Source organism: Paenibacillus aceti (genome assembly GCF_003614185.1).
GTDB classification, from domain to species: domain Bacteria; phylum Bacillota; class Bacilli; order Paenibacillales; family Paenibacillaceae; genus Fontibacillus; species Fontibacillus aceti.
In genome coordinates this window covers 680,968-700,638 of sequence record NZ_KZ987724.1, presented here as the reverse complement: position 1 = coordinate 700,638, position 19,671 = coordinate 680,968, and the positions used below count along the sequence as shown (strand labels likewise).

The 19,671-nt window shown below is 48.7% G+C and carries 15 protein-coding genes; 4 read left to right on the top strand and 11 right to left on the bottom strand.

Annotated features, from left to right (window positions below; translation table 11 throughout):
• The first annotated feature begins 12 nt into the window (after positions 1–12).
• From BFJ94_RS03185 to BFJ94_RS03175, 3 genes are all read left to right on the top strand, one after another.
• Positions 13–957, top strand: a complete 945-nt coding sequence (locus tag BFJ94_RS03185) for a carbohydrate ABC transporter permease (RefSeq protein WP_120461127.1) — start codon at positions 13–15, stop codon at positions 955–957.
• Positions 954–1,775 carry a carbohydrate ABC transporter permease gene (locus BFJ94_RS03180; protein WP_120461125.1) on the top strand — a complete coding sequence of 274 codons (822 nt, stop codon included), beginning with the start codon at positions 954–956 and terminating at the stop codon, positions 1,773–1,775. The genes BFJ94_RS03185 and BFJ94_RS03180 overlap by 4 nt, the downstream gene beginning before the upstream one ends.
• 232 nt (positions 1,776–2,007) lie before the next feature.
• Entirely contained in the window at positions 2,008–3,258 is a 1,251-nt protein-coding gene (locus BFJ94_RS03175; RefSeq protein WP_120461123.1) for a methyl-accepting chemotaxis protein, read from the top strand.
• Positions 3,259–3,382: 124 nt separating this feature from the next.
• On the opposite strand, the gene BFJ94_RS03170 is transcribed toward BFJ94_RS03175, so the two are convergent.
• The 6 genes from BFJ94_RS03170 to BFJ94_RS03145 form a co-directional block, all read right to left on the bottom strand.
• Complete coding sequence (locus BFJ94_RS03170) at positions 3,383–5,575, bottom strand: alpha-galactosidase (protein WP_120461121.1); 2,193 nt, start codon at positions 5,573–5,575, stop codon at positions 3,383–3,385.
• A 174-nt stretch (positions 5,576–5,749) separates the two neighbouring features.
• Complete coding sequence (locus tag BFJ94_RS03165) at positions 5,750–6,412, bottom strand: GGDEF domain-containing protein (RefSeq protein ID WP_162944146.1); 663 nt, start codon at positions 6,410–6,412, stop codon at positions 5,750–5,752.
• Positions 6,413–6,782: 370 nt separating this feature from the next.
• Positions 6,783–7,295, bottom strand: a complete 513-nt coding sequence (locus BFJ94_RS03160; RefSeq protein ID WP_120461116.1) for a hypothetical protein — start codon at positions 7,293–7,295, stop codon at positions 6,783–6,785.
• Between the two features lie 174 nt (positions 7,296–7,469).
• Positions 7,470–8,612, bottom strand: coding sequence for a response regulator (locus BFJ94_RS03155; protein ID WP_120461114.1), 1,143 nt, complete (start codon positions 8,610–8,612; stop codon positions 7,470–7,472).
• Positions 8,613–8,809: 197 nt separating this feature from the next.
• Positions 8,810–9,442, bottom strand: a complete 633-nt coding sequence (locus tag BFJ94_RS03150; protein ID WP_229717096.1) for a class D sortase — start codon at positions 9,440–9,442, stop codon at positions 8,810–8,812.
• A 298-nt stretch (positions 9,443–9,740) separates the two neighbouring features.
• Positions 9,741–11,519 carry an ABC transporter ATP-binding protein gene (locus tag BFJ94_RS03145; RefSeq protein WP_120461110.1) on the bottom strand — a complete coding sequence of 593 codons (1,779 nt, stop codon included), beginning with the start codon at positions 11,517–11,519 and terminating at the stop codon, positions 9,741–9,743.
• A gap of 173 nt (positions 11,520–11,692) precedes the next feature.
• Here BFJ94_RS03145 and BFJ94_RS03140 point away from each other — a divergent pair, with 173 nt between their 5' ends.
• Positions 11,693–12,604: a helix-turn-helix domain-containing protein gene (locus BFJ94_RS03140; protein WP_162944144.1), complete on the top strand. Its 912-nt coding sequence runs from the start codon at positions 11,693–11,695 to the stop codon at positions 12,602–12,604.
• A gap of 374 nt (positions 12,605–12,978) precedes the next feature.
• Here BFJ94_RS03140 and BFJ94_RS03135 read toward each other — a convergent pair whose 3' ends face one another.
• The 5 genes from BFJ94_RS03135 to BFJ94_RS03115 all read right to left on the bottom strand — a co-directional run bounded on the left by BFJ94_RS03135 (position 12,979) and on the right by BFJ94_RS03115 (position 19,547).
• Positions 12,979–13,515, bottom strand: a complete 537-nt coding sequence (locus BFJ94_RS03135; RefSeq protein WP_120461106.1) for a GNAT family N-acetyltransferase — start codon at positions 13,513–13,515, stop codon at positions 12,979–12,981.
• Positions 13,516–13,552: 37 nt separating this feature from the next.
• Complete coding sequence (locus tag BFJ94_RS03130; RefSeq protein ID WP_268238240.1) at positions 13,553–14,203, bottom strand: HAD family hydrolase; 651 nt, start codon at positions 14,201–14,203, stop codon at positions 13,553–13,555.
• 56 nt (positions 14,204–14,259) lie between these two features.
• Positions 14,260–15,051: a lipid II flippase Amj family protein gene (locus BFJ94_RS03125; RefSeq protein ID WP_120461102.1), complete on the bottom strand. Its 792-nt coding sequence runs from the start codon at positions 15,049–15,051 to the stop codon at positions 14,260–14,262.
• A 493-nt stretch (positions 15,052–15,544) separates the two neighbouring features.
• Complete coding sequence (locus BFJ94_RS03120) at positions 15,545–17,461, bottom strand: beta-N-acetylhexosaminidase (protein WP_120461100.1); 1,917 nt, start codon at positions 17,459–17,461, stop codon at positions 15,545–15,547.
• Positions 17,462–18,104: 643 nt separating this feature from the next.
• The gene (locus tag BFJ94_RS03115) at positions 18,105–19,547 is read right to left on the bottom strand and encodes a pyridoxal phosphate-dependent decarboxylase family protein (protein ID WP_229717097.1); all 1,443 of its coding nucleotides are present in this window, start codon (positions 19,545–19,547) and stop codon (positions 18,105–18,107) included.
• Between the last annotated feature and the right edge of the window lie 124 nt (positions 19,548–19,671).

The following is a 19,671-nucleotide window of genomic DNA, read 5'->3' as shown; positions in this document are numbered from 1 at the left end:
TGTGAAGCAAAAATGACCCGTACAAAACACAGCCGATTACCAAAATCAGATGCTTTGATCCCGGTGCTGATGATCCTGCCCTCCCTCATCGCGATTGCTATCTTCGTCTACGGGTTTATCGCCTGGACCGGATATATCTCCTTAACGGATTGGAATACACTAGTTCGTAATCTGGACTTCGTCGGCCTTAGCAACTATGCCTTCCTGTTCCAGGACTTCCGCTTCCAATCCGACCTGCGGAACACCGTCGTCTTCACGATTCTGTTCATCGTCGCTACAATAGGCTTCGGATTATTACTCGCGATGCTGGTTGACCGGAGAATTCGTGCAGAGGCCTTGTTCCGGAACATCTTCATCTTCCCGATGGCCCTATCCTTCATCGTAACCGGTGTAGTCTGGCAATGGATTCTGAACCCGACTACGGGCGTCAATCTGATCCTGCAAGCCCTTGGAGCCGCTAAAGGGCATTTACCTAAATGGTATATAAGTACCTCCATCGTTCCCGGCATATCTGGCGGACAGATTGAGCTCGGCATTCCGATTGCCTTGATCGCTGTCGTCATAGCGACGGTGTGGCAGATGTCCGGCTTCGCCATGGCCATGTATTTGGCCGGATTGCGCGGAATCTCCGATGAGCTGAAGGAGGCCGCACGTGTAGATGGCGCTTCGGAATGGACCGTCTTCCGCCGGATTATCCTGCCCCAGCTTCATCCGATTACCGGCAGTCTGGTCATCATGCTGACGCATATTTCACTTAAGATCTTCGATCTAATCTATGCGATGACGGGCCCCGGCGCGATGTTCGTCACAGATGTTCCCGGGGTCTATATGTTCGAGACAACCTTCCGCGGCAACCATTATGCGCAAGGGGCGGCGATCGCCATGATCATGCTGCTGCTCGTCTCTCTCCTGATCATTCCCTATCTTAAGTCAAGTCTGAAGGAGGGAGCATCGTGACCACCAAGCTTGTTAAGCGTGCTTTGCTATATCTCGTTCTGATCTCGTTCGCTTTGCTTTTTCTCGTGCCGATCTATGTTCTATTAACGACCAGCCTCAAAGGAAATAACGAGGTGACACTGGATCAAATGTGGGCCTTCCCGTCGCAGATCGATCTATCCGGCTATAAGCTGGCGTTCAGCAAGCTATTTCCGCACCTGGGCAATAGCTTCCTGTTAACGATACCGGCGACGATCTTATCCGCATTACTGGGCTCGATGAATGGCTATGTACTGTCAAAATGGGCCTTCCGGGGCTCGAACACTCTGTTCGGACTTATGCTATTCGGCATGTTCATCCCTTACCAGAGCATTCTGATCCCGCTCATTCAATTTATGCAGGACATCCATCTGTATAATTCGATTCCCGGGCTGATCCTCATCCACGTCATCTACGGCCTGCCGATCTGTACGCTCATGTTCCGGAATTTCTATGTGGCGATTCCAACCGAGGTGCTGGAGGCGGCGAAGATCGATGGTACCGGCTTCTTCGGCATCTATCGCCATATCATAGTACCGCTGTCGATCACCGGCTTTGTCGTCGTCGGGATCTGGCAATTCACGAATATTTGGAATGAGTTCCTGTTCGCTGTAACGATGACAACGCAGAAGCAGCAGCCGATTATGGTTGCCCTCCAGAATCTGTCCGGCAGCCAGATCGTGCAATGGAATGTCCAGATGGCCGGCGCTTTACTGGCCGCGCTTCCGACCCTGCTGGTCTATATTTTGCTCGGACGCTATTTCATCCGTGGACTGCTCGCCGGCTCGATCAAAGGATAAAAGTTCAGGCCACGTCAATGTGAAGGACCTTCGAACCACCTATATTCATCAGAGCGGATCAGCAAGGTCCTTTCTTGTAATATTTTGTAATTTAATGGCCGTAATATTCCACGATTCTCCAAACTTCTCGAAAGATTGGGAGAAAACATAGAATTCGTTGTATCCCCTTTCACAACTCGATGATATAATCAGTGGTAGGATTATCCTAATTTACAAGGAGGTCATCATCCCTATGTCATGGTTCAACAGACTACCCCTTACGAGGAAGATTACCGCAGCCTGCTATATGGTAGCCGCACTTTTTGCTGTACCTACGCTCATCGCCTTTATATTGGTTGGCAAGATTATAGTCGGAATCTGCGTAATCGCCGTCTTGGCTGCGCTCACTTATCCATTTACCCGCTATCTGCAAACGGCGCTTACCAGTTCCTTTGACGACATCTCCAATGCTTCGGCAAAGATCGCCAAAGGGGATTTCACCAGCCGGATTATGGAATCAGGGGGAATGGAGAACCTAAATCGCTCCTTCAACAGCATGGTGGACAAGCTGCGCAAGATATTGCAGGAAACCTCGGATATTACCCGCAAGGTGATGGACTCCAGCAGATCCATCTCCGACAGAAATGAGGAGTTGGTTGAGGTTATGACTCAGGTCGCCCAATCCTCCAATGAACTGGCTCTCGGAGCAAATGAAATCTCTGAAGATGTAGGCAATATGAAGGACTCCATCGGTGAAATCGAGAATAAAGTGAGCAATTATGCAGAATCGACTTATGTCATGAATAATCGTTCTTCTGAAATGCTGCAGCTTGTGGAGAAAGGCCGCGATTCTGTAGCCAAGCAGGCAGATGGCATGAAGAAGAATATTGAGGCCACCGAGAAGGTTGCTGAATCGATCGATGCGCTGGCTCTCAACGCCAAGGGCATCACCAAGATTACAGCGACGATCTCCGAGATCGCCGAGCAGACCAACCTCCTCTCGCTGAATGCTTCCATCGAAGCGGCCAGAGCCGGAGAGCATGGAGCAGGCTTCGCTGTAGTTGCTCAGGAGGTACGTAAATTAGCGGAGGAATCGACGACTTCCACCAAGGAAGTATTTAACCTGGTCAGAGGCATCGAGCAAGACGTTCAACGGGCCAGCCAGAACATCAAGATCAACGAAGAGGTCGTGCGTCAGCAGAGCGCGATGATCCGTGAAGCAGAAGAGATCTTCCTGCAGATCGTGCAAAGTGTTCAGTACATATCTGAACAGATCGCCGCTTTCTCGGAAGAGAGTGAAGCTATGCTCGAAAGTGCTCACAACATCTCTTCTTCGATCCAGAATATATCCGCCATTACGCAACAATCCGCCGCAGGAACCGAGCAGGTATCTGCCTCGATGAATGAACAGATCAATTCGATCCAGGCGCTGGCGAAGGATATTGAAGAAATGAAGAACGCGGTGTTCCAACTGCAGAAGACCATACATATCTTCAAATTCTAAGAACAATCAATAAGCACTGGATGAATCGTTTACTAATATTAATAGAAGAAACCGTCAGGGATGATCAGCCTGACGGTTTTTTGGAGTTTGAGGAATATAAGTGCTTATATGCAGCTATATCCCCCTAACAGCTCTGCAAATGAATGACTCTGCTGGAGAAATCCCCTTGCAGCATCACCGGCAGCCCTGCCGCCATTAAGCGGTCCCCGCCATAAATCTCCGAACCACCGCCATTCAGCTCCAGACGATAATCCCGCTCTGGATCTAATCCCTCCAGCTTAATGAAGCGGATCGGTCCGTTGGGCTCAGCCAATACTTGATAATAGAATAACAAAGCCTCAGACTTCTGCTCATTTACGAACATCCAGGCCGTCACATTCCCCTCGAATGGGCTGCTCAGTCTGAATAGATCGCCCTGTTGAACAAGCTTGCGGATCTGCTTGTAAGCAGCGATCTGCCCCTTGGCGATCTCCTTTTCCTCATCCGTAAATTTGCTCAGATCCAGCTCATATCCGAAATTCCCGGACATGGCGACATCGCCACGAAATTCAAGCGAGGTAGTCCGTCCGACCTGATGATTCGGTACAGCCGAGACATGCGCCCCCATCGTCGAGACTGGATACACCATGCTTGTACCATATTGGATCTTCAGCCGTTCTACAGCATCTGTATCATCGCTGGTCCAGGTCTGCGGCATATAGTAGAGCATACCGGGATCGAACCGTCCGCCACCGCCCGAGCAGCTCTCGAATAATACATGCGGGAATTCGCTCGTAATCCGCTCAAGCAGCGCATATAGCCCCAGCATATACCGATGTGCCGTCTCTGCTTGCTGCTCCGCCGGCAATGCTGCCGAGCCGATCTCCGTCATATTTCGGTTCATATCCCATTTCACATAGGAAATTGGTACGCTCGACAATATTTCACTCAGCCGTTCGTATAAATACTGCTGTACATCCTCTCTGGACATATCGAGAATAAGCTGCTGTCTCGCCTCCGTCCGGCGTCGTCCGGCCACATGTAGACACCAGTCTGGATGCGCGCGGTACAGATCACTATCCGGCGATACCATCTCCGGCTCGAACCATAGGCCGAATTGCAGACCACAGGCCTTGACACGTGCCGCCAGCTCATCAAGACCTTGAGGCAGCTTGCGGCGATCAGCGTACCAATCCCCCAGTGAGCTATTATCCGCATCCCGGCGTCCGAACCAGCCATCATCCAGCACGAACAGCTCTATTCCCAGTTCAGCCCCTGCCTTGGCAATTTCCTCGATCTTGTCCGCATTGAAATTGAAATAAGTCGCTTCCCAATTGTTGACGAGAACTGGCCTTTCTGCATCGCGGTACTGTCCTCTACACAAGCGAGTGCGATACAATTTATGATAAGTCCGCGACATCCCGCCGAGCCCTTCGGCGGAATAGACCATGACCGTCTCCGGCGTCTGGAAGCTCTCGCCCGGCTGCAGCGTCCAGCCAAAGTCGAACGGTTGAATGCCCATCGAGAAGCGAGTCGTTCCATACTGATCGACCTCGGCCTGGGCCAGGAAGCCCCCGCTATACACGAGGCTGAAGCCGTACACCTCGCCCTGACGCTCATTCGCATCGGGACGCAGCAGTGCGAAGAACGGATTCATATTATGCGAGCTGGACCCCCGGCGACTGCCGATCGCTGTAATGCCCGGGGCAAGCGGTCGTCTCTCCACATGACGTTCCCTCGCCCAAGCCCCGTGCAAATACAAGCTATCAAATTGATCATCGGGGAAATCGATAGAGACGCACATCGCCTGCTGCAGAGTGATCGCTGCCTCGCCCTGGTTCGCGAATCTGACGGATCTTGCAATCGCGTCGACATCGGCAAAAACGCTGTAACTTAGCATGACCGCGAGGCCTGAGTAGCTGTCATACAGCTCAAGCTCAAGCGTCTGTGCCTCCTCCGGCTGCTCCACATAGACAGCGGGCAGCCCTTCCAGTCCCGCCTTCCCCTGGACGATCCGATGTGATCGGTACAGCAGCTCCGTAATACGTGATCCGTCAGATAGCTTGACCTGATAGGCCGGATAACGGAAGTCGCCGGTTCCGTACTGCGGGTATTCCTGAGGCAGCGAATCTAGTGATTTTTCCATATCCCCGGACAGGCTTGGACTGAAGGAAGACCGCCCCATAAAAGCGAGCATCCCCTCCAAATTGCTCCCCTGGCGAAGCCTCTTTCCGTAGTAGACATGGGCCGCATAACCTCGCACTAATTGAATTAAATAACTTGAATTCACGGTTTGTAAATGAAAGATCCCTGTTGCTTCATCATAAAAAATTGGCATGTCCGATCCTCCTAAGCATGATTCGATGGTAAAGTGCGTACTCCCTCTATTCTACTATGCTCGCTAGTTGCCGTAACGTTAATAAAGTGATCTAGTATATGGACTTTTGTGTTATTTCACAAAAATAAAGACAGAACTTGGAAAGTCCCGTCTTTATGTTAAGATTGATTATCGTTAGTTCGCCGTAGTTCTTTTTTTAGGGAATCGGAGCGGCTCGACCTTGCTAATTTCTCTTTTTACGCTGCCCTTATAAACGGTATACCGATTCTTACCCAGCTTCTTCGCCCGGTACATGGCGATATCTGCTTCCTCCTGCATCCGCCGCTGCTCGGCATGCTCTCCGTCAGAGATGCTGATTCCGATACTTCCTGTAATCGCTATGTCCTGGCCTTCAATATAGTAGGGTCTGCATATTTTGCCCAGGATCAGACCGGCCAGAATCTCGACAGTGTCCGGCTCGCAATTTTTGAGAATAATCAGGAATTCATCGCCGCCGATCCGGTATGCCTGCTGATTCTTATTGGTCACCCTTCTCAGGTCTTTGCTGACCGCTCTAAGTAGCATATCGCCCATATGATGTCCGAATGTATCATTGACCTCCTTGAAATAGTCGAGATCCAGGCTCATCACCGCCAGATTTCCCTTACCATTATACTTCTTCCAGAACCGGTCCAATCCATTACGATTGTATAATCCGGTCACCGTATCACGGTAAGCAAGCCTCCTTAGTCTGGAGCGCTCACTGAAGGTAGCGTGCAGGATGATTCCCATTCCGATCAAGACTATAGCGATCACGCCGTACATCCAGCCTTGTAGATTATCTAATAGAGTATTCATTCGCTCATCACCAACCAAATCTATTTTCCAATGAAAATAATTCATTCATGAACAGGAGGACCCTCCCAACGCACACTCAAGCGGTCGCCGAATCTTTCCTTTTTCAATATACAGATAAGAACGAATCAACTCAAGCTTAAGTTGCAGTCGAACAAGCCGCTGCAAATAGCGAGTCGAAACTGGCTTGCAATTTAGATTTAGCATACACAGCTTATAGTCTGTACTAGGTAGTCCGTCCCGTATCCAAGGCCTGATTTAACAGCAGCGGATTTGCTCAAGTTCGAAGGAGCATAAATCAAGAGGCTAGAGGGGTAGGTAAATGTGGTGTCATAACAATAGTTCATGATGTGTGATTAACGCGGTTAGATCGTCATTCAAGACCTGCGGCGTTTCGAGATGGATGCTCCATGTTTATCATACTCTTCCTACCTCTCCCGGATAGCGAGCAGGCCAAGGGCTCATCTCTATTCAAGGTGTAGAACTCGTAGAATTTGCGATTATCAACTGCCCGGATTAACCAGATGAAGAAATCATGCTTCTCATCATCAAACCAAATACCTCTATGAAAATAAAGCTCTCTTGAATAGGTGATATTCATCTTCTGCTGTCCGCCCCACATGAAATGGATCGTATTGCTCTGATGATCGGACTCCAATGTAAATCGGAACGGTCTTTCACGCAGAAAGTAAATATCGAGATTTAGAAAAAAAGCCGGCCCTCTCCCGGTGGCAATGACACCGACCAGATTATTCTGACAGTTTATATAGAATCCCCTGTAGTAATGGATCGTGGTTCTGCTCATGCTTTTGAATAATTTGATTTCCGTCAAAGTGTCAAGGTCAAGACCTACAGACTCGTCCCTGAAATTTCTGATGATATTCATAGTATTCGGACTCTCCTCCTCTATAAGCAGTTATTCATACAACCCGAGCCCTATGTCAGAAGTATATAGTTCTCACCTATACAATTTCTTAACATGCATGGACGATGAAAAAAAAGCGAGATTTACTCCTGAGATGAAGTAAGACCTCGCTGCGATTTTGAATCATAAAATCACTTAAATCTTCTCAATGGGGTGACAAATGCTATTTTGCCAATTCTTATACCAGATTGTTATGTATTCGCTGGGCGCTTCACCAAGCTCCTCTTCAAGCAAGGAATCCAGCATCTGATATTGACGATGTACCATGGCCGGTTGCTGGTCTGAATAGATGAGCATCAGCCGAAAATAAGCCCGCTCCTCCAGGGAATCCTGGCTGATAATATTCAGATACCTGGCCTTGGCCCGATCCGGCTGTCCGTTCTGGTCATACCAGTCCGCTATATCATAGCTGAGCTTAAGCCATTGTCCCTTATACCGCTGTCGTTCGCTCTCCGCCCACCAATAATCATATTCCTGCAAATAGTCTCCGGTATATAGCTTGATCAGCTCTTCATATGCCGTGATGGAGCCAGCAGATAGCGGCGGCAATGAAGCAAACTTACGATCCCATTCGCCGATATCCAGCACGATTCTATTCAGATGAAGCACATAACCATCGGTCGTATTTGCAATCTGAAAACAATCCTTATAGGGCTCAAGCGCTTTGCGGATATGGTATACCGTAGTGTATAGCTGGGAATATATTTTCTCGGGATCATGGTCCTGCCAGAGCAGATCGATCAGTACTGATTTTCTGACTAGCTGTTCGCGATGCTGCACTAGATACAGGAATAATTCCTGGGCCTTGGAGGTGCGCCATTGCAATATAGACATATTCCCCGCTGTCCCCACGCTCACTTGGCGGAATACATTCAGGTGGATCTCCCCATGATGAACGATCTCTGCTTCTGCCAACAAATTAAGGCGCCGTCGGATTCTGTCCAGCGTCTTGATCAGCCGCTCGGTCCGAACCGGCTTCACGATATAATCGAGCGCATTCAGATCGAAGGCCTGTACAGCGTACTCGTTATAGGCCGTGGCGAAGATGATGTTTAGTCCTGGCTTTTGCTCAAGCAGCTGATCCGCCAGCCTGATCCCATCCAGCTCAGGCAGGCTGATATCCAGGAATACAGCATCGACCTCACGATGTAGAATCTCATCCCGGGCAATCAGTGGATCTGTATATTTGCCAACGATTTCAATATCACCGACTTTGGATAATTGCCGCTCCAGGAAATCCAGAGCCAGCTTCTCATCATCCACGAGGATTATTCTCATAGTAAGATCAAGCTCCTTACTGGTTGAATTAACGTTGTTCTAACGCAAAGTATAGCATAACAACTGGCATCAAATATCAAACATAATGTTGATATATTTCATATTAACGCTAAATGCGTCTGAAAGTTGCTCATTAAAATTAAAAAAACGCCTCATACGGGCGTTTTGCATCATTTCGTATCTAAATTGTAAAATATTCATATCAATTTGGCGTGCACAATCAGCCGATGGGACGATACATTAAGCGGGGTACAGGTAATGAGCGTTAACAAGCTCTCTGATCCGTCATGATCTAATACAGACAAGTCTGTCGGCTCAACCACTAATATTTCATACACTTCATATTGATATAGACCGTCTCTCGTATGAATCGCGATCGTATCGCCAAGCTCGACCTCATCGAGACGGTTGAACAGACGTCCGGTCGTCCTTGCCCGGTGCGCAGCGATCGCTGCGTTGCCCGGCATGCCGATCGAAGCCGTCTCGGACATATGCACGGCCGAAGACCGCATATTCTCCTTCGTCGCCCCCTCCAGAATCGGTAGCTTCACATCGATCGAATCAATTTCAATCATGCCAAGCAGCCCTTCTTCATCGGGCAAGGCAAGCGGACGTGCTTCAGGCAAGGGATCCTCCGCCGACTCCCCCTCCTGCAAATAGTCCGACAAGCGACTGTAGCTGGACGCCAATTGCCGGTCAACCCCGGCTTCCTGATGTTCTATGACCTGCAGCAGCCTATCCTGTTCACGATCCGCATACCACTCCATTATTGTAGGAGCAGCGATCACCAAGACTCCGAGCAGAATAAACAACCACCATAACTTGCGCACTACTTTCACTCCCTTAAGCTTATCTAAACACTAACAATAATTTATAATACTTAGGATAGCTATACAAATTCTCGACATTCCAACCTTGAAAAAAACACGCATGAATTATGCGCATTTATAATGCGTGTCCTAGTGATCCGGCCAGAACAGGAGGATGTTCACATTTTAGGGCACGCAAAAGGGGCGTCTCCAAGTCGGAAGATCGACTTTTGAGACAGCCCCTTGAACAAGATAAACCTCTGCAATCAATGATTCGGTTTATTGAACTAAACTAGAACCAACGTACAATTCACGGTTTCTACATATTCTTCAGCTTATAGAATTCGCCCTTCATATCCAGCAGTTGCTCATATGTGCCGGATTCGACGATTCTGCCCTTCTTCATCACGATGATCCGGTCCGCGTTCTTGACCGTGGAGAGACGGTGGGCAACGATGAACGTCGTCCTGCCCTGCATCAGCTGCTCCATCGCATTCTGAACATGCCGTTCAGAGGCATTGTCCAGCGCCGAGGTGGCTTCATCCAGAATAATAATCTTCGGATCGCGAACCAGCGCGCGAGCAATTGCGATTCTCTGCCTTTGTCCGCCAGACAGCTTACCGCCATGTTCACCGACCGATGTCTCCAGGCCTTCCGGCAGGCTGTCGATCACATCCTGTAAGTTGGCCATCCAGATCGCTCGCTGCAATTTTTCCTCCGAGATATGAGGCAATCCATAGGTGATGTTCTCCCGAATCGACCCTGAGAATAGAATATTGTTCTGGAGCACGATCGCCAGGGATTGGCGATAGCGTGACATACTCAGCTCGCTCATCGGCATGCCGTCGATCAGGATGCTACCGGATTGCGGCTTGTAGAAGCCGATGATCAGATTCAGGATGGTAGATTTACCGGAGCCCGATTCACCCACAAAAGCAACCGTCTCGCCCGGCTTCACCTCCAGGCTGAAATCATCCAGCACATGTCGGTCCGAGTCTTTATAGCTGAAGCTGACGCCCTTGAATTGATATCCGCCAGCGAATTTCTCCGGCTTCATTCTCCCCTTATACTCCTCGGTCTCCTTGGAGAGCAGGACCTCGGTCACAGAATGCAGCGATTCAAAGCCCTTAACGATGTTAGGGTATACGTTCAGAATGGAAGTAACTGAGCCGATGATCATATTGAAGAAGCTCTGATACATCACAATATCACCGATCTCCATGTACCCTAAATAGGCGAGGTAAGCGGTAAAGAACAAGCAGCCCACTTGAAACAACTGAAAAATAACCCAGCTGGAGGAACCGAAATAGGCCTCCAATACATCCAGACGATATCCGCGATCACGAATATTCTCCAGCGCGGCGTCCACCTTGCGGATTTCTACTTCCTCCAGGCCATGGGCCCTTGTTACCGGGATCATCTCTACCGTCTCGGAAACTTTCCCGGACATTTCCTCAATATTTTTACGGACCTCCCGGTTCCGCTGCGACATCTTGGTACTGAAGAAACGGACCAGATAGATCGCTGTTGGTGCCATAAGCAAGAAGAACAGAGCCACCATCCAGCTATTGTACAGCGTAAGTACGACAACGATCGCCAGGTTAATGGCCGCCGGAATGATCGTCATTAGCATCTGACGAGACAGGAAGTCAACTGCTTCGACATCACGCAGCACTTTGGCCTGCAGCTTCCCTGCGTTCATCTCCCCATGATAGCTCAGGGACAGCTGCTGCATCTTCCGCACGAGCGTACTGCGCAGGCCAGCCTCTACATGACGGACCGCCTTACTGATGTAGCTCACATGCAGGGTATGAGTAGGGATATTCTGAGCGATGACGATGACGATCAGAATAAGATTCATCCAGAACTCGTGCATCGTGTGGCGTTCAGGATAGCTTACAATGTTGATGATGTTGGCTGTTACGATCGACAGAATCCAGGTCGGAGAAGACTTAATCGTATAAAAAAGTGCCGATAGGGCGATCTTTCCAACATGATTACGATATAAGCGCGCAAGCAAACTAAAGGGTTTAATTTTAGTTCCTTGGTCCGTTTCAAATACTTCGGAATAATCCAAAGAAAACTCGGGTCTAGCCATAGGATTCACCTGCTTTTTAGATTATGATAGTTAGTAATGGACTTGGACCTTTTGAATCAAGGGGAACACCAGTGATTAGTATAGAACTACTGGTTTCGTTTCTCTATAACATGATCGGTCTCTTTTTTAGAGATTGTTTAACTAAATCGGACATCAAGGAGTTGATTTCAACTATGGTCCCCGATTATCCGGAAGTATACTTTCCCCATTACCGTTCAGAGATCTGTCTGTTCTCGCCCCATACTAGAATCGTCGAGAATGGCTGGAGCAGCGGACGGCATGTTCACCATACGATGTTTGAAGTATTGCTGGTGCTGGAGGGCCAACTGACCTCTATACTGGGTTGCACGGAATATGAGCAGCATGCGGGGGATATCATTATCGTCTCGCCCATGATGGTGCATGACTTTCAAGTGCGCCAGGCGGAGCCGGTTTCTTTCTTCACGGTGCATATCCATATTGAGGATACGGAGCTGCTCCATTTCATGGGCGCCTGCAATCAAGGCTTCTATCCTGCCGAGCATCCTTTGAATCAAACCCTCAAGCCCTCGATTCAATCGATTATCGACCGACTCTTCCATGATCAGGGGGCAAAAATGGGCTTAATGCGTGAGGTCTACACGATTCTGGAGGAGATGGAGCGATATTTCTCCGTTCAGCAGCAGACGAGTCCGCTCCCCTTCGATGCGGAATTGTCAACACAGATCGCCAAGGAGATTCAACGACTCGTTCTGCAAAATAATGAAGAGGCAGAGGCCAAAATAACCTTGATTCAGGATACAGGCGGGGATTGGCTGGAGGAGATTTCGCGTAAGCTCGGCATCAGCAGGCGGCATTGCCACCGCGTCTTCAGGCAGGCCTTCGGGATACCGCCGCGGGAATACTTGATGGTCCTGAAGCAGCAGGAGGCGATGCAGATGCTCGTGACCAGCAATGACTCGATAGAACGAATTGCCCATCGGATTGGTTACGAGAATGTGCAGAGCTTCAGCCGGCAATTTACGGCCTGGGCAGGCTGCACCCCGAGCATGTTCCGTAAGAATGATCTGAACGAGCGCCACCATCTGGCTCAGAGAAATCCATAAGCAGGCACCCTGTGCCGATAGCTTGGAAAGCCTGCATATTTGCAGTTTTCGAGTTTGCACGATAGTAAGGCATGAAAAAAGGGGCCGTCCAGCGGTCAGAAATGTCCGTTAGAGCATGAAAATAACGACTACGCTCCTCTAACGGACACTTTTGACCCTTAGAAGCGAAAAATGCAATTTTTCGCGACAATTTCCCGTGTAATGGACATCATTGTCCGTTACACGGGCAGGGTGCCACAGCATCAACGCTAACGGACAATAATGTCCGAGTGATCCGCAGAATATGGGGATGTACACATTTTTGGACACGCAAAAGGGGCGTCTCCAAGTCGAAGATCGACTTCTAAGACAGCCCCTTTTCCCTTTTACTCCGATCAAGCTTCATCAGCCAGCACGCTCATCACGATGACGTCGTGGTATTTGCCGTTTTTGAATATTTTTTGCCGCAGTCGGCCTTCTTCCTTAAATCCGCAGCTTATGTAGCAACGGTATGCCCGCTCATTGTAATCATAGACCTCAAGCTCCAGCCTGTTCAGGTTCAATGACTGGAATACAAAGGTCTTGAGCAAATGAATTGCCTCACGGCCGTAACCTTGGCCCAGCTTATCCTTGCGTCCGATCACGATCCCGAGCGTAGCCGAACGGTTCAACCAATCGATCCGGATCAGGTCAATCTGGCCCATATAATCGAGGGTGTCTTTCTCGGCAATGACGAACCCTCTTATTTCATTCCCTCTGCCTTCGATCATCATCTTCAGAAACGACTCACTATCATAAACCGACTGCGGAAACGTAAAAATATGGCTGAGCGTCCCCGTAATCTCCGGGTCGTTCACCCACTCCCGTATACTGGGCAGGTCCTCCTGCCGGTATTCTCGAAGTATAATCCGCTCACCTATAATATGTGGCATAAGGACTCCCCCCTTTCTTGTTCACTAATGTACAAATCTAATTGAATAACTCATCTAACGAAATTTCCTTCATATCGCGTATGATCCAATCCGCTTGGGACAGATCCTGCTCTCCGGAATTCGGGTTCATATAGCCGATACACTTCATCCCCGCCGCTTTCGCCGCAGCGACACCGTGTCTCGCATCCTCCAACACAACGCAGCTATGAGAATCGACGCCTAATTGCTTCGCCGCCTCCAGATAGACATCTGGTGCTGGCTTGCCTCTAGGTACTTCCTCACCGCTCACGATACAATCAAAGATACCCAGCATCTCAAAGCGTGTTAGAACCGCTTCAATAAACACCCTGGGCGAGGAAGACGCAAGCCCAATTGCAAAATCACGCTGCTTCAACTCCGCGATCAATGACCTGATGCCTGCGATCGGTTCGAACGCTTCATGACGGATGATATCAATTTTTCGAGCTAACTGATATTCAATAATCTCATCCACACTATGACTTAGTCCAAATTCACGCTTGACATCCGCCCACATCTCCGGATTGGTCATCCCAACATATTTCTCAAATTGTTCCTTCGTAACGACATATCCAAAATGCTCCATCGTCTCCATATCAACAGCGAAATGAATCGGTTCGCTATCAATAATGACTCCGTCCATATCAAATAAGAAAGCTTGCTTATCGATGGTTCTCCCTCCCGTTAGTTCTATTCAGATGAATATAATACTGCCATTAGAAGACACTAGATCACTTGTACCAGCCAAGCTATCAGGTAAGCAGCCGGAACAATGAAGAGCTGTGCCAGTAATGTACCCAAGAATCGGGATAGCATCAGCATAACATATATTTTGCCAAGTTGGTGCTTGGAACCTTCATCATGGATGGCCCGGTCGGTAATGAGCCCCAGCTGCGGATCGATAAATATCGTCAGGATAATGGTGGCGACCCCGTTGATAATCCCGGAGGCCTGCGATGCCGTCGTGCTTAAGTTTGGTGAGAGGTAAGCCGCATAGAGCGATGACAGCACACCTACTGTGTAAATGCCTGTAACAATCGTATTGAGCAGAATAAAGCGCTTCGGAATTCCGAGAATTCGAAAATGACGTAAATTGAAGCGGGGCTTCTTCAAATAATGCCGTGAGTTTTTGATCTGTCCGATCGTTACACTGGCAATTAACTTCGGCAAAGAGCCTACCACCTCGAACTTGGCAATGATCCGCTCGAAGACGCCCACGAAAGTGGGAAACAGGAATAAAGCGACCAGCGTTCCCGCCGAGGCCGCAAACAGTATAATTCGCAGACACCATAATACATCGAAGGATGCGTCGATCCTGGCATAGTCGATAAATTTGGCGGTGAGCGGGGCTTGAATCATGTTCGCCGTCCTTGAGACCAACACAACCATCCCGGTCAGAGAGAGGGCGACGGCAATTTTGTTCAGCTTCACTCCGGCATAACGGATCGAATAGGACAACGTCTCCGACGTGTGAATAATCATCGTCAACACGAATACTATCGTTAAATTAATCGCCATGCCGCTTAACCGCCACGAATATAAGATGTTCTGACTGTTTTAAATGCCCATCATAGTAACTTCTAACGACCTCGCTCATCTGGTCCCAGCTCCTTTTAAACTACTAATCTTCCTCCCTGTTCCTAGTTGTTAATGAGCTAATATATGTGCGGCGTGGGGGATATAACCATAATTAAGAGTTTGATTTGTGAAAAGGTGCGTTTACCGAAATGCCTGCGATTATGCAGGAATTTTCTAAATATTTCGACCCGTGGCAGTAAATTCCTGCTAAAATGCAGGTATTTCTTTCGGACGAGCCCGATTCTACGGAAAACGATCGAAATACCTGCATATCTGCAGGAATTTACGGAGAACAGGTGATTTTAGGCAAAAAGCCTGCATTTTTGCATCTTTGCAGTTTTGAGTTGCAGCAGTCCCCAATCGTATATTGCATAATGCGGTATAAAAAAGCGGCCCCGTCCTGGAATTGGAGGGAGCCGCAGCATCTGTATGCTTAGAAAGGATTTAACACATGGAAGAATACGTTCGGAGAGGCCATCCGGTAGTAATAGCTGCACCAGCCTGCTCCTTTATGATTGAAGCGATTGGACGAGCTGTATATCAGACGCTCTTGCTCCAGCTCTTCAATCCGCTCCAGCCGACCTTCGATATAATCAAGCAGCCTTGCAGAAGCGGTATCCAGTCGGCTGATCACTCCACCGTAGCGGATATCGATCACTTCCCAGCCGAACGGCTTGTAAATGCGCATCCATTGGCTGCGATGTGCACGCCGCAGCTCCTGAACGGAGCTGGAGACCGCCGGAATCACCTGCGTCGCGATCTGCCGCAAGGCGTCCTTATCATCCGCATCATAGGCCTGTTTCAACTGAATGCCGATTTCACTCTTTTGCTTCAGCACCCCGCTTAATTTCTCAGGCAATTCGAAGATATAGTCAAGCTCGGCCTCAGGGTCGCGGATTTCCCGAAGTGACTGCTCCAGCTCAGCATAATGCTTGTTAAGCTCCAGCCCTTCGATCTGCTTATCGAACAAGCCCAGCAATACGTCTTGATATAACAAAAACTTCGACGGATTGCTCTGCTTCGTATTATGCGGCTCCGATCCTGGAACTTCATCCAGATCCTTGAACTTCAGGAATGCATCCGCTTCAATGCCCGTGCAGAACTTCACACGCTCCGCCACCTGCTCCCAAGCGAGGCTTCCATCTGTATAGGCATGCTCCGCGTAGAACTGCAGCCCGAGCAGAGCGGCAACCGGGTTCCCTTCCATACCGTCATCGCCCCACATCGTCGCGTATATATCACGGATGCCTTCCCGCTTACATACTTTCAGTGCCGAATCCGTAGCGCGTAAGGACAAGCCATAGTTGACTCCGAAGGTATTGAAGACCCATACGGCCCCCGCAAATGCCAGCTTACAGCCTAGCGGACGATGACTAGCGATTAGCTTCTCATAGTCTTCCATCTCGGTATGATTGTAGTCCCAATATACCATTTCTACATTTTTGGGAATTCGACGAGCCATTTCCTCTGGAATCTCTGTCTGCTTATCGTAATATTGTCTGCCGTCCTCCGAGGCGAGCTTCAGGAACATATCGCTCCACATCATCGGCTCAAGCTCAAGGCGGGAGGTCACTTGCAGGATTCTCTCCAAATGCTCGATCATAATATCGAAGCGCGCTTGGTACCCATTGCGGTCCAGATATTTGCCGCGGCCCAGTTCCTCTGCCTCATCCATACCAATATGAATCCGCTTACTTCTAAAAGGCGCGCTGACGCTCTGCAGCATATTCTCGACCAACTGATCTACCTTCTCATCCCCAACCAGCAGAGCCCCCTTCGTATCCTTATACTCAGCCACTGGCTCCCATTTCAGGAACTCCTCCAGATGGGCTAATGTCTGGATGCTCGGGAAAGCCTCAATGCCGAACTGATCCGCATAGTCATCAATCTCCTTCAATTCCGCAGCCGAATAACGTCCCCGCATATATCCAAAATACGGTTCCCCGGCAATCTCGTAAGTATCCTCCATATATAGCATGACCGTATTCAGGCCCATCAGAGCCATTTTGCGCAGCATATACTTAAAGGTATCCAGTGTCAGCACGCCATTTCGTGACAAATCAAACATCGGACCGATCGTCCCGAATTGTTGCGTCTCCTTCGTATGAAAAGGTCTTCCTGTCTGCCCTTGCTGAATTAGTAAACCTAGGCCGCGAAAGAATTGATGTTTCTGTCCGTAACGTATGTATGCATTTCCCTCTTCCAATCCGACCTCGAGTACATCCGCGGCTGAGGACGGTCCAACCTGAACTTTACCGCCATCATCAGCCAATGTAAATGCCAGTTCATGAGATAATGTCTGAATTCCTGGTAGCAGGTCAGCAATATCCCCTTCAAAACGAAGTTTCACGAATAATTCCTCCCACTATTATCGTTTTCTTACAGCTCTGGCCCTATTATATGTGAAAAACCAAGCTTTGGGGGATATTTTTTCGTTTTTTTGTGACAGTAAAAAGCATCTGTTGCACATCATTCCACCTACCGGACGTTAAATATGGCTGGAATGAGCAATAACCTAATGGCAGATGGCCCTTTCCGGAAACTATTGACCCGATGGTCCGCACCTAACCACCGACTAATTGCATAACGTACAGCTAAATCATCACCATTCGCCCACGGTATCACTTTAACTGCAAAAAGTACATGTAGAATACCGATTTTCGAGGACACTCCCAGCAACAAGCTTATTAAGTGCACAAAATACATTTACAAGAAGGGATTAATAGGTTTCTAAAGGAAATAAGTGTATCTTCTGCAATTAACCAGCGCAAGCCAGCTACATAAGTGCGAAAATGCAACTATATCGGAACTTTTTACTCGCCACCTGAGGTATAACTGCGCTTATACAACTATTCGCACGGATTTTTTTATAAAACGAGACTTTGGTCAGGAAATAGTTGTATTTACGCAGTTATATTCTATTTCAAGGTGAATTCCCAGAAAATAAGTGTATTTCTGCAACTAGCATCTACCATGATCAAAAATTGAAAAGCCTAAACCAGTGCAGGTTGACATAGCTCATGAGCATATTTGTCCAACAAGCGGATACTGCTTCTCATATCATCCTCCGTAGCTTCCGGATGGATCGCACAAATACGCAGCACCTTCTTGCCAGCCAGCTCGGTAGTATATATGCCGGCATAGCCATCCGCGAGTATCGCTTCAGAGATTTTCCGATTCAGCTCATCGATCTGCTGATCCGTAAATCCAGACGGAGCATACCGGAAATTCACAATCGCAAGCTGCGCAGATGAAATGATCTCCCAATCCTGCTGCTTGTTCAATTCATCCTCGGCCCATTCCGCTAACTGGAACCCATGCTCTATAGCTTCACCGAGTGCTGCCGATCCCATCACCTGCAGCGTAAGCCATAGCTTCAGACTCCGGGCTGGCCGCGTCAGTTCGATTCCCATGCCCCCGTAATTAACCTGGTCCTGCCTGGCTTCCACATCTCGAAGATACTCCGGATGGACATGGAAGCTATTGAGTAGATTCGCCTTATCCTTCACCAGAACCATACCGCAGCCATAGGTTTGAAATAGCCATTTATGCGCATCCCAGCTAATGCTGTCCGCAAATTCAATCCCTGTGAGCAAATGCTTGTATTTCTTAGACAACAGAACCGAAGCACCGTATGCACCGTCCACATGCATCCACATATTATAGCTGCGGCATAATGTAGCGATTTCCGGTAATCGGTCAATACTGCCCGTATTGGTCGTCCCGGCACTCGCGATCACGACAAAAGGCATAAGCCCTGCAGCTATATCCGCCTCAATAGCGGCTTCAAGCTGCTTCATATCCATCCGAAACCGGGAATCGACGGGGACTTTCCTGATTCTAGAGTTCGGAATGCCGATAACACGCAAGCCCTTTGCTACAGAGCTGTGAGTCTGGTCCGAGACGTAAGCGACGCCTAAGTACTGTTGCTCCTCGCTTAATTTCGCATCGCGCGCAGCGGTCAATGCGGTCAAGTTAGCCATAGAGCCACCAGATACGAATACTCCTCCCGACTTCTCGCCAAATCCCGCCTGAGCGCATAGCCAGCCGATCAATTCCCGTTCAATGCAGCTAGCCGCAGGACTTGTCGCCCAAGTCGCGCAATGAAGATTATACGCCGTTGTCATCACATCGCCGAGCCAGGACACCATGGACGCTGGCCCGGGAATAAATCCAAAATACCGAGGATGATTCAATCTGGATCTATATGAATATATATCTTCCATCATTTCTGCTGCCACCGCCCCTGCAGAACGCCCCTCGACAGGAATACCGATCTTCTCCAGCTTGGCAATTTGGCGATCATCCGCTTCATTGGCAATTCGTTGAGCTGCCAATTCCTGCTTCTCAGCGCAAAAGATGCGAATGAAATCTTCCATTGTACGTTGCACTTCATTATTGAATTCCATATTGAGTTCCATTTTCTGCATATCCATTCTAATGTACCTCGCATGATGTATTATAATGTCCGGTCGAACCTTGACAATTATTACCCACTATAATAGCATGCAGCTATATATTCGCTAAATTCATAGATTTAATCATATATATGAAAAATAA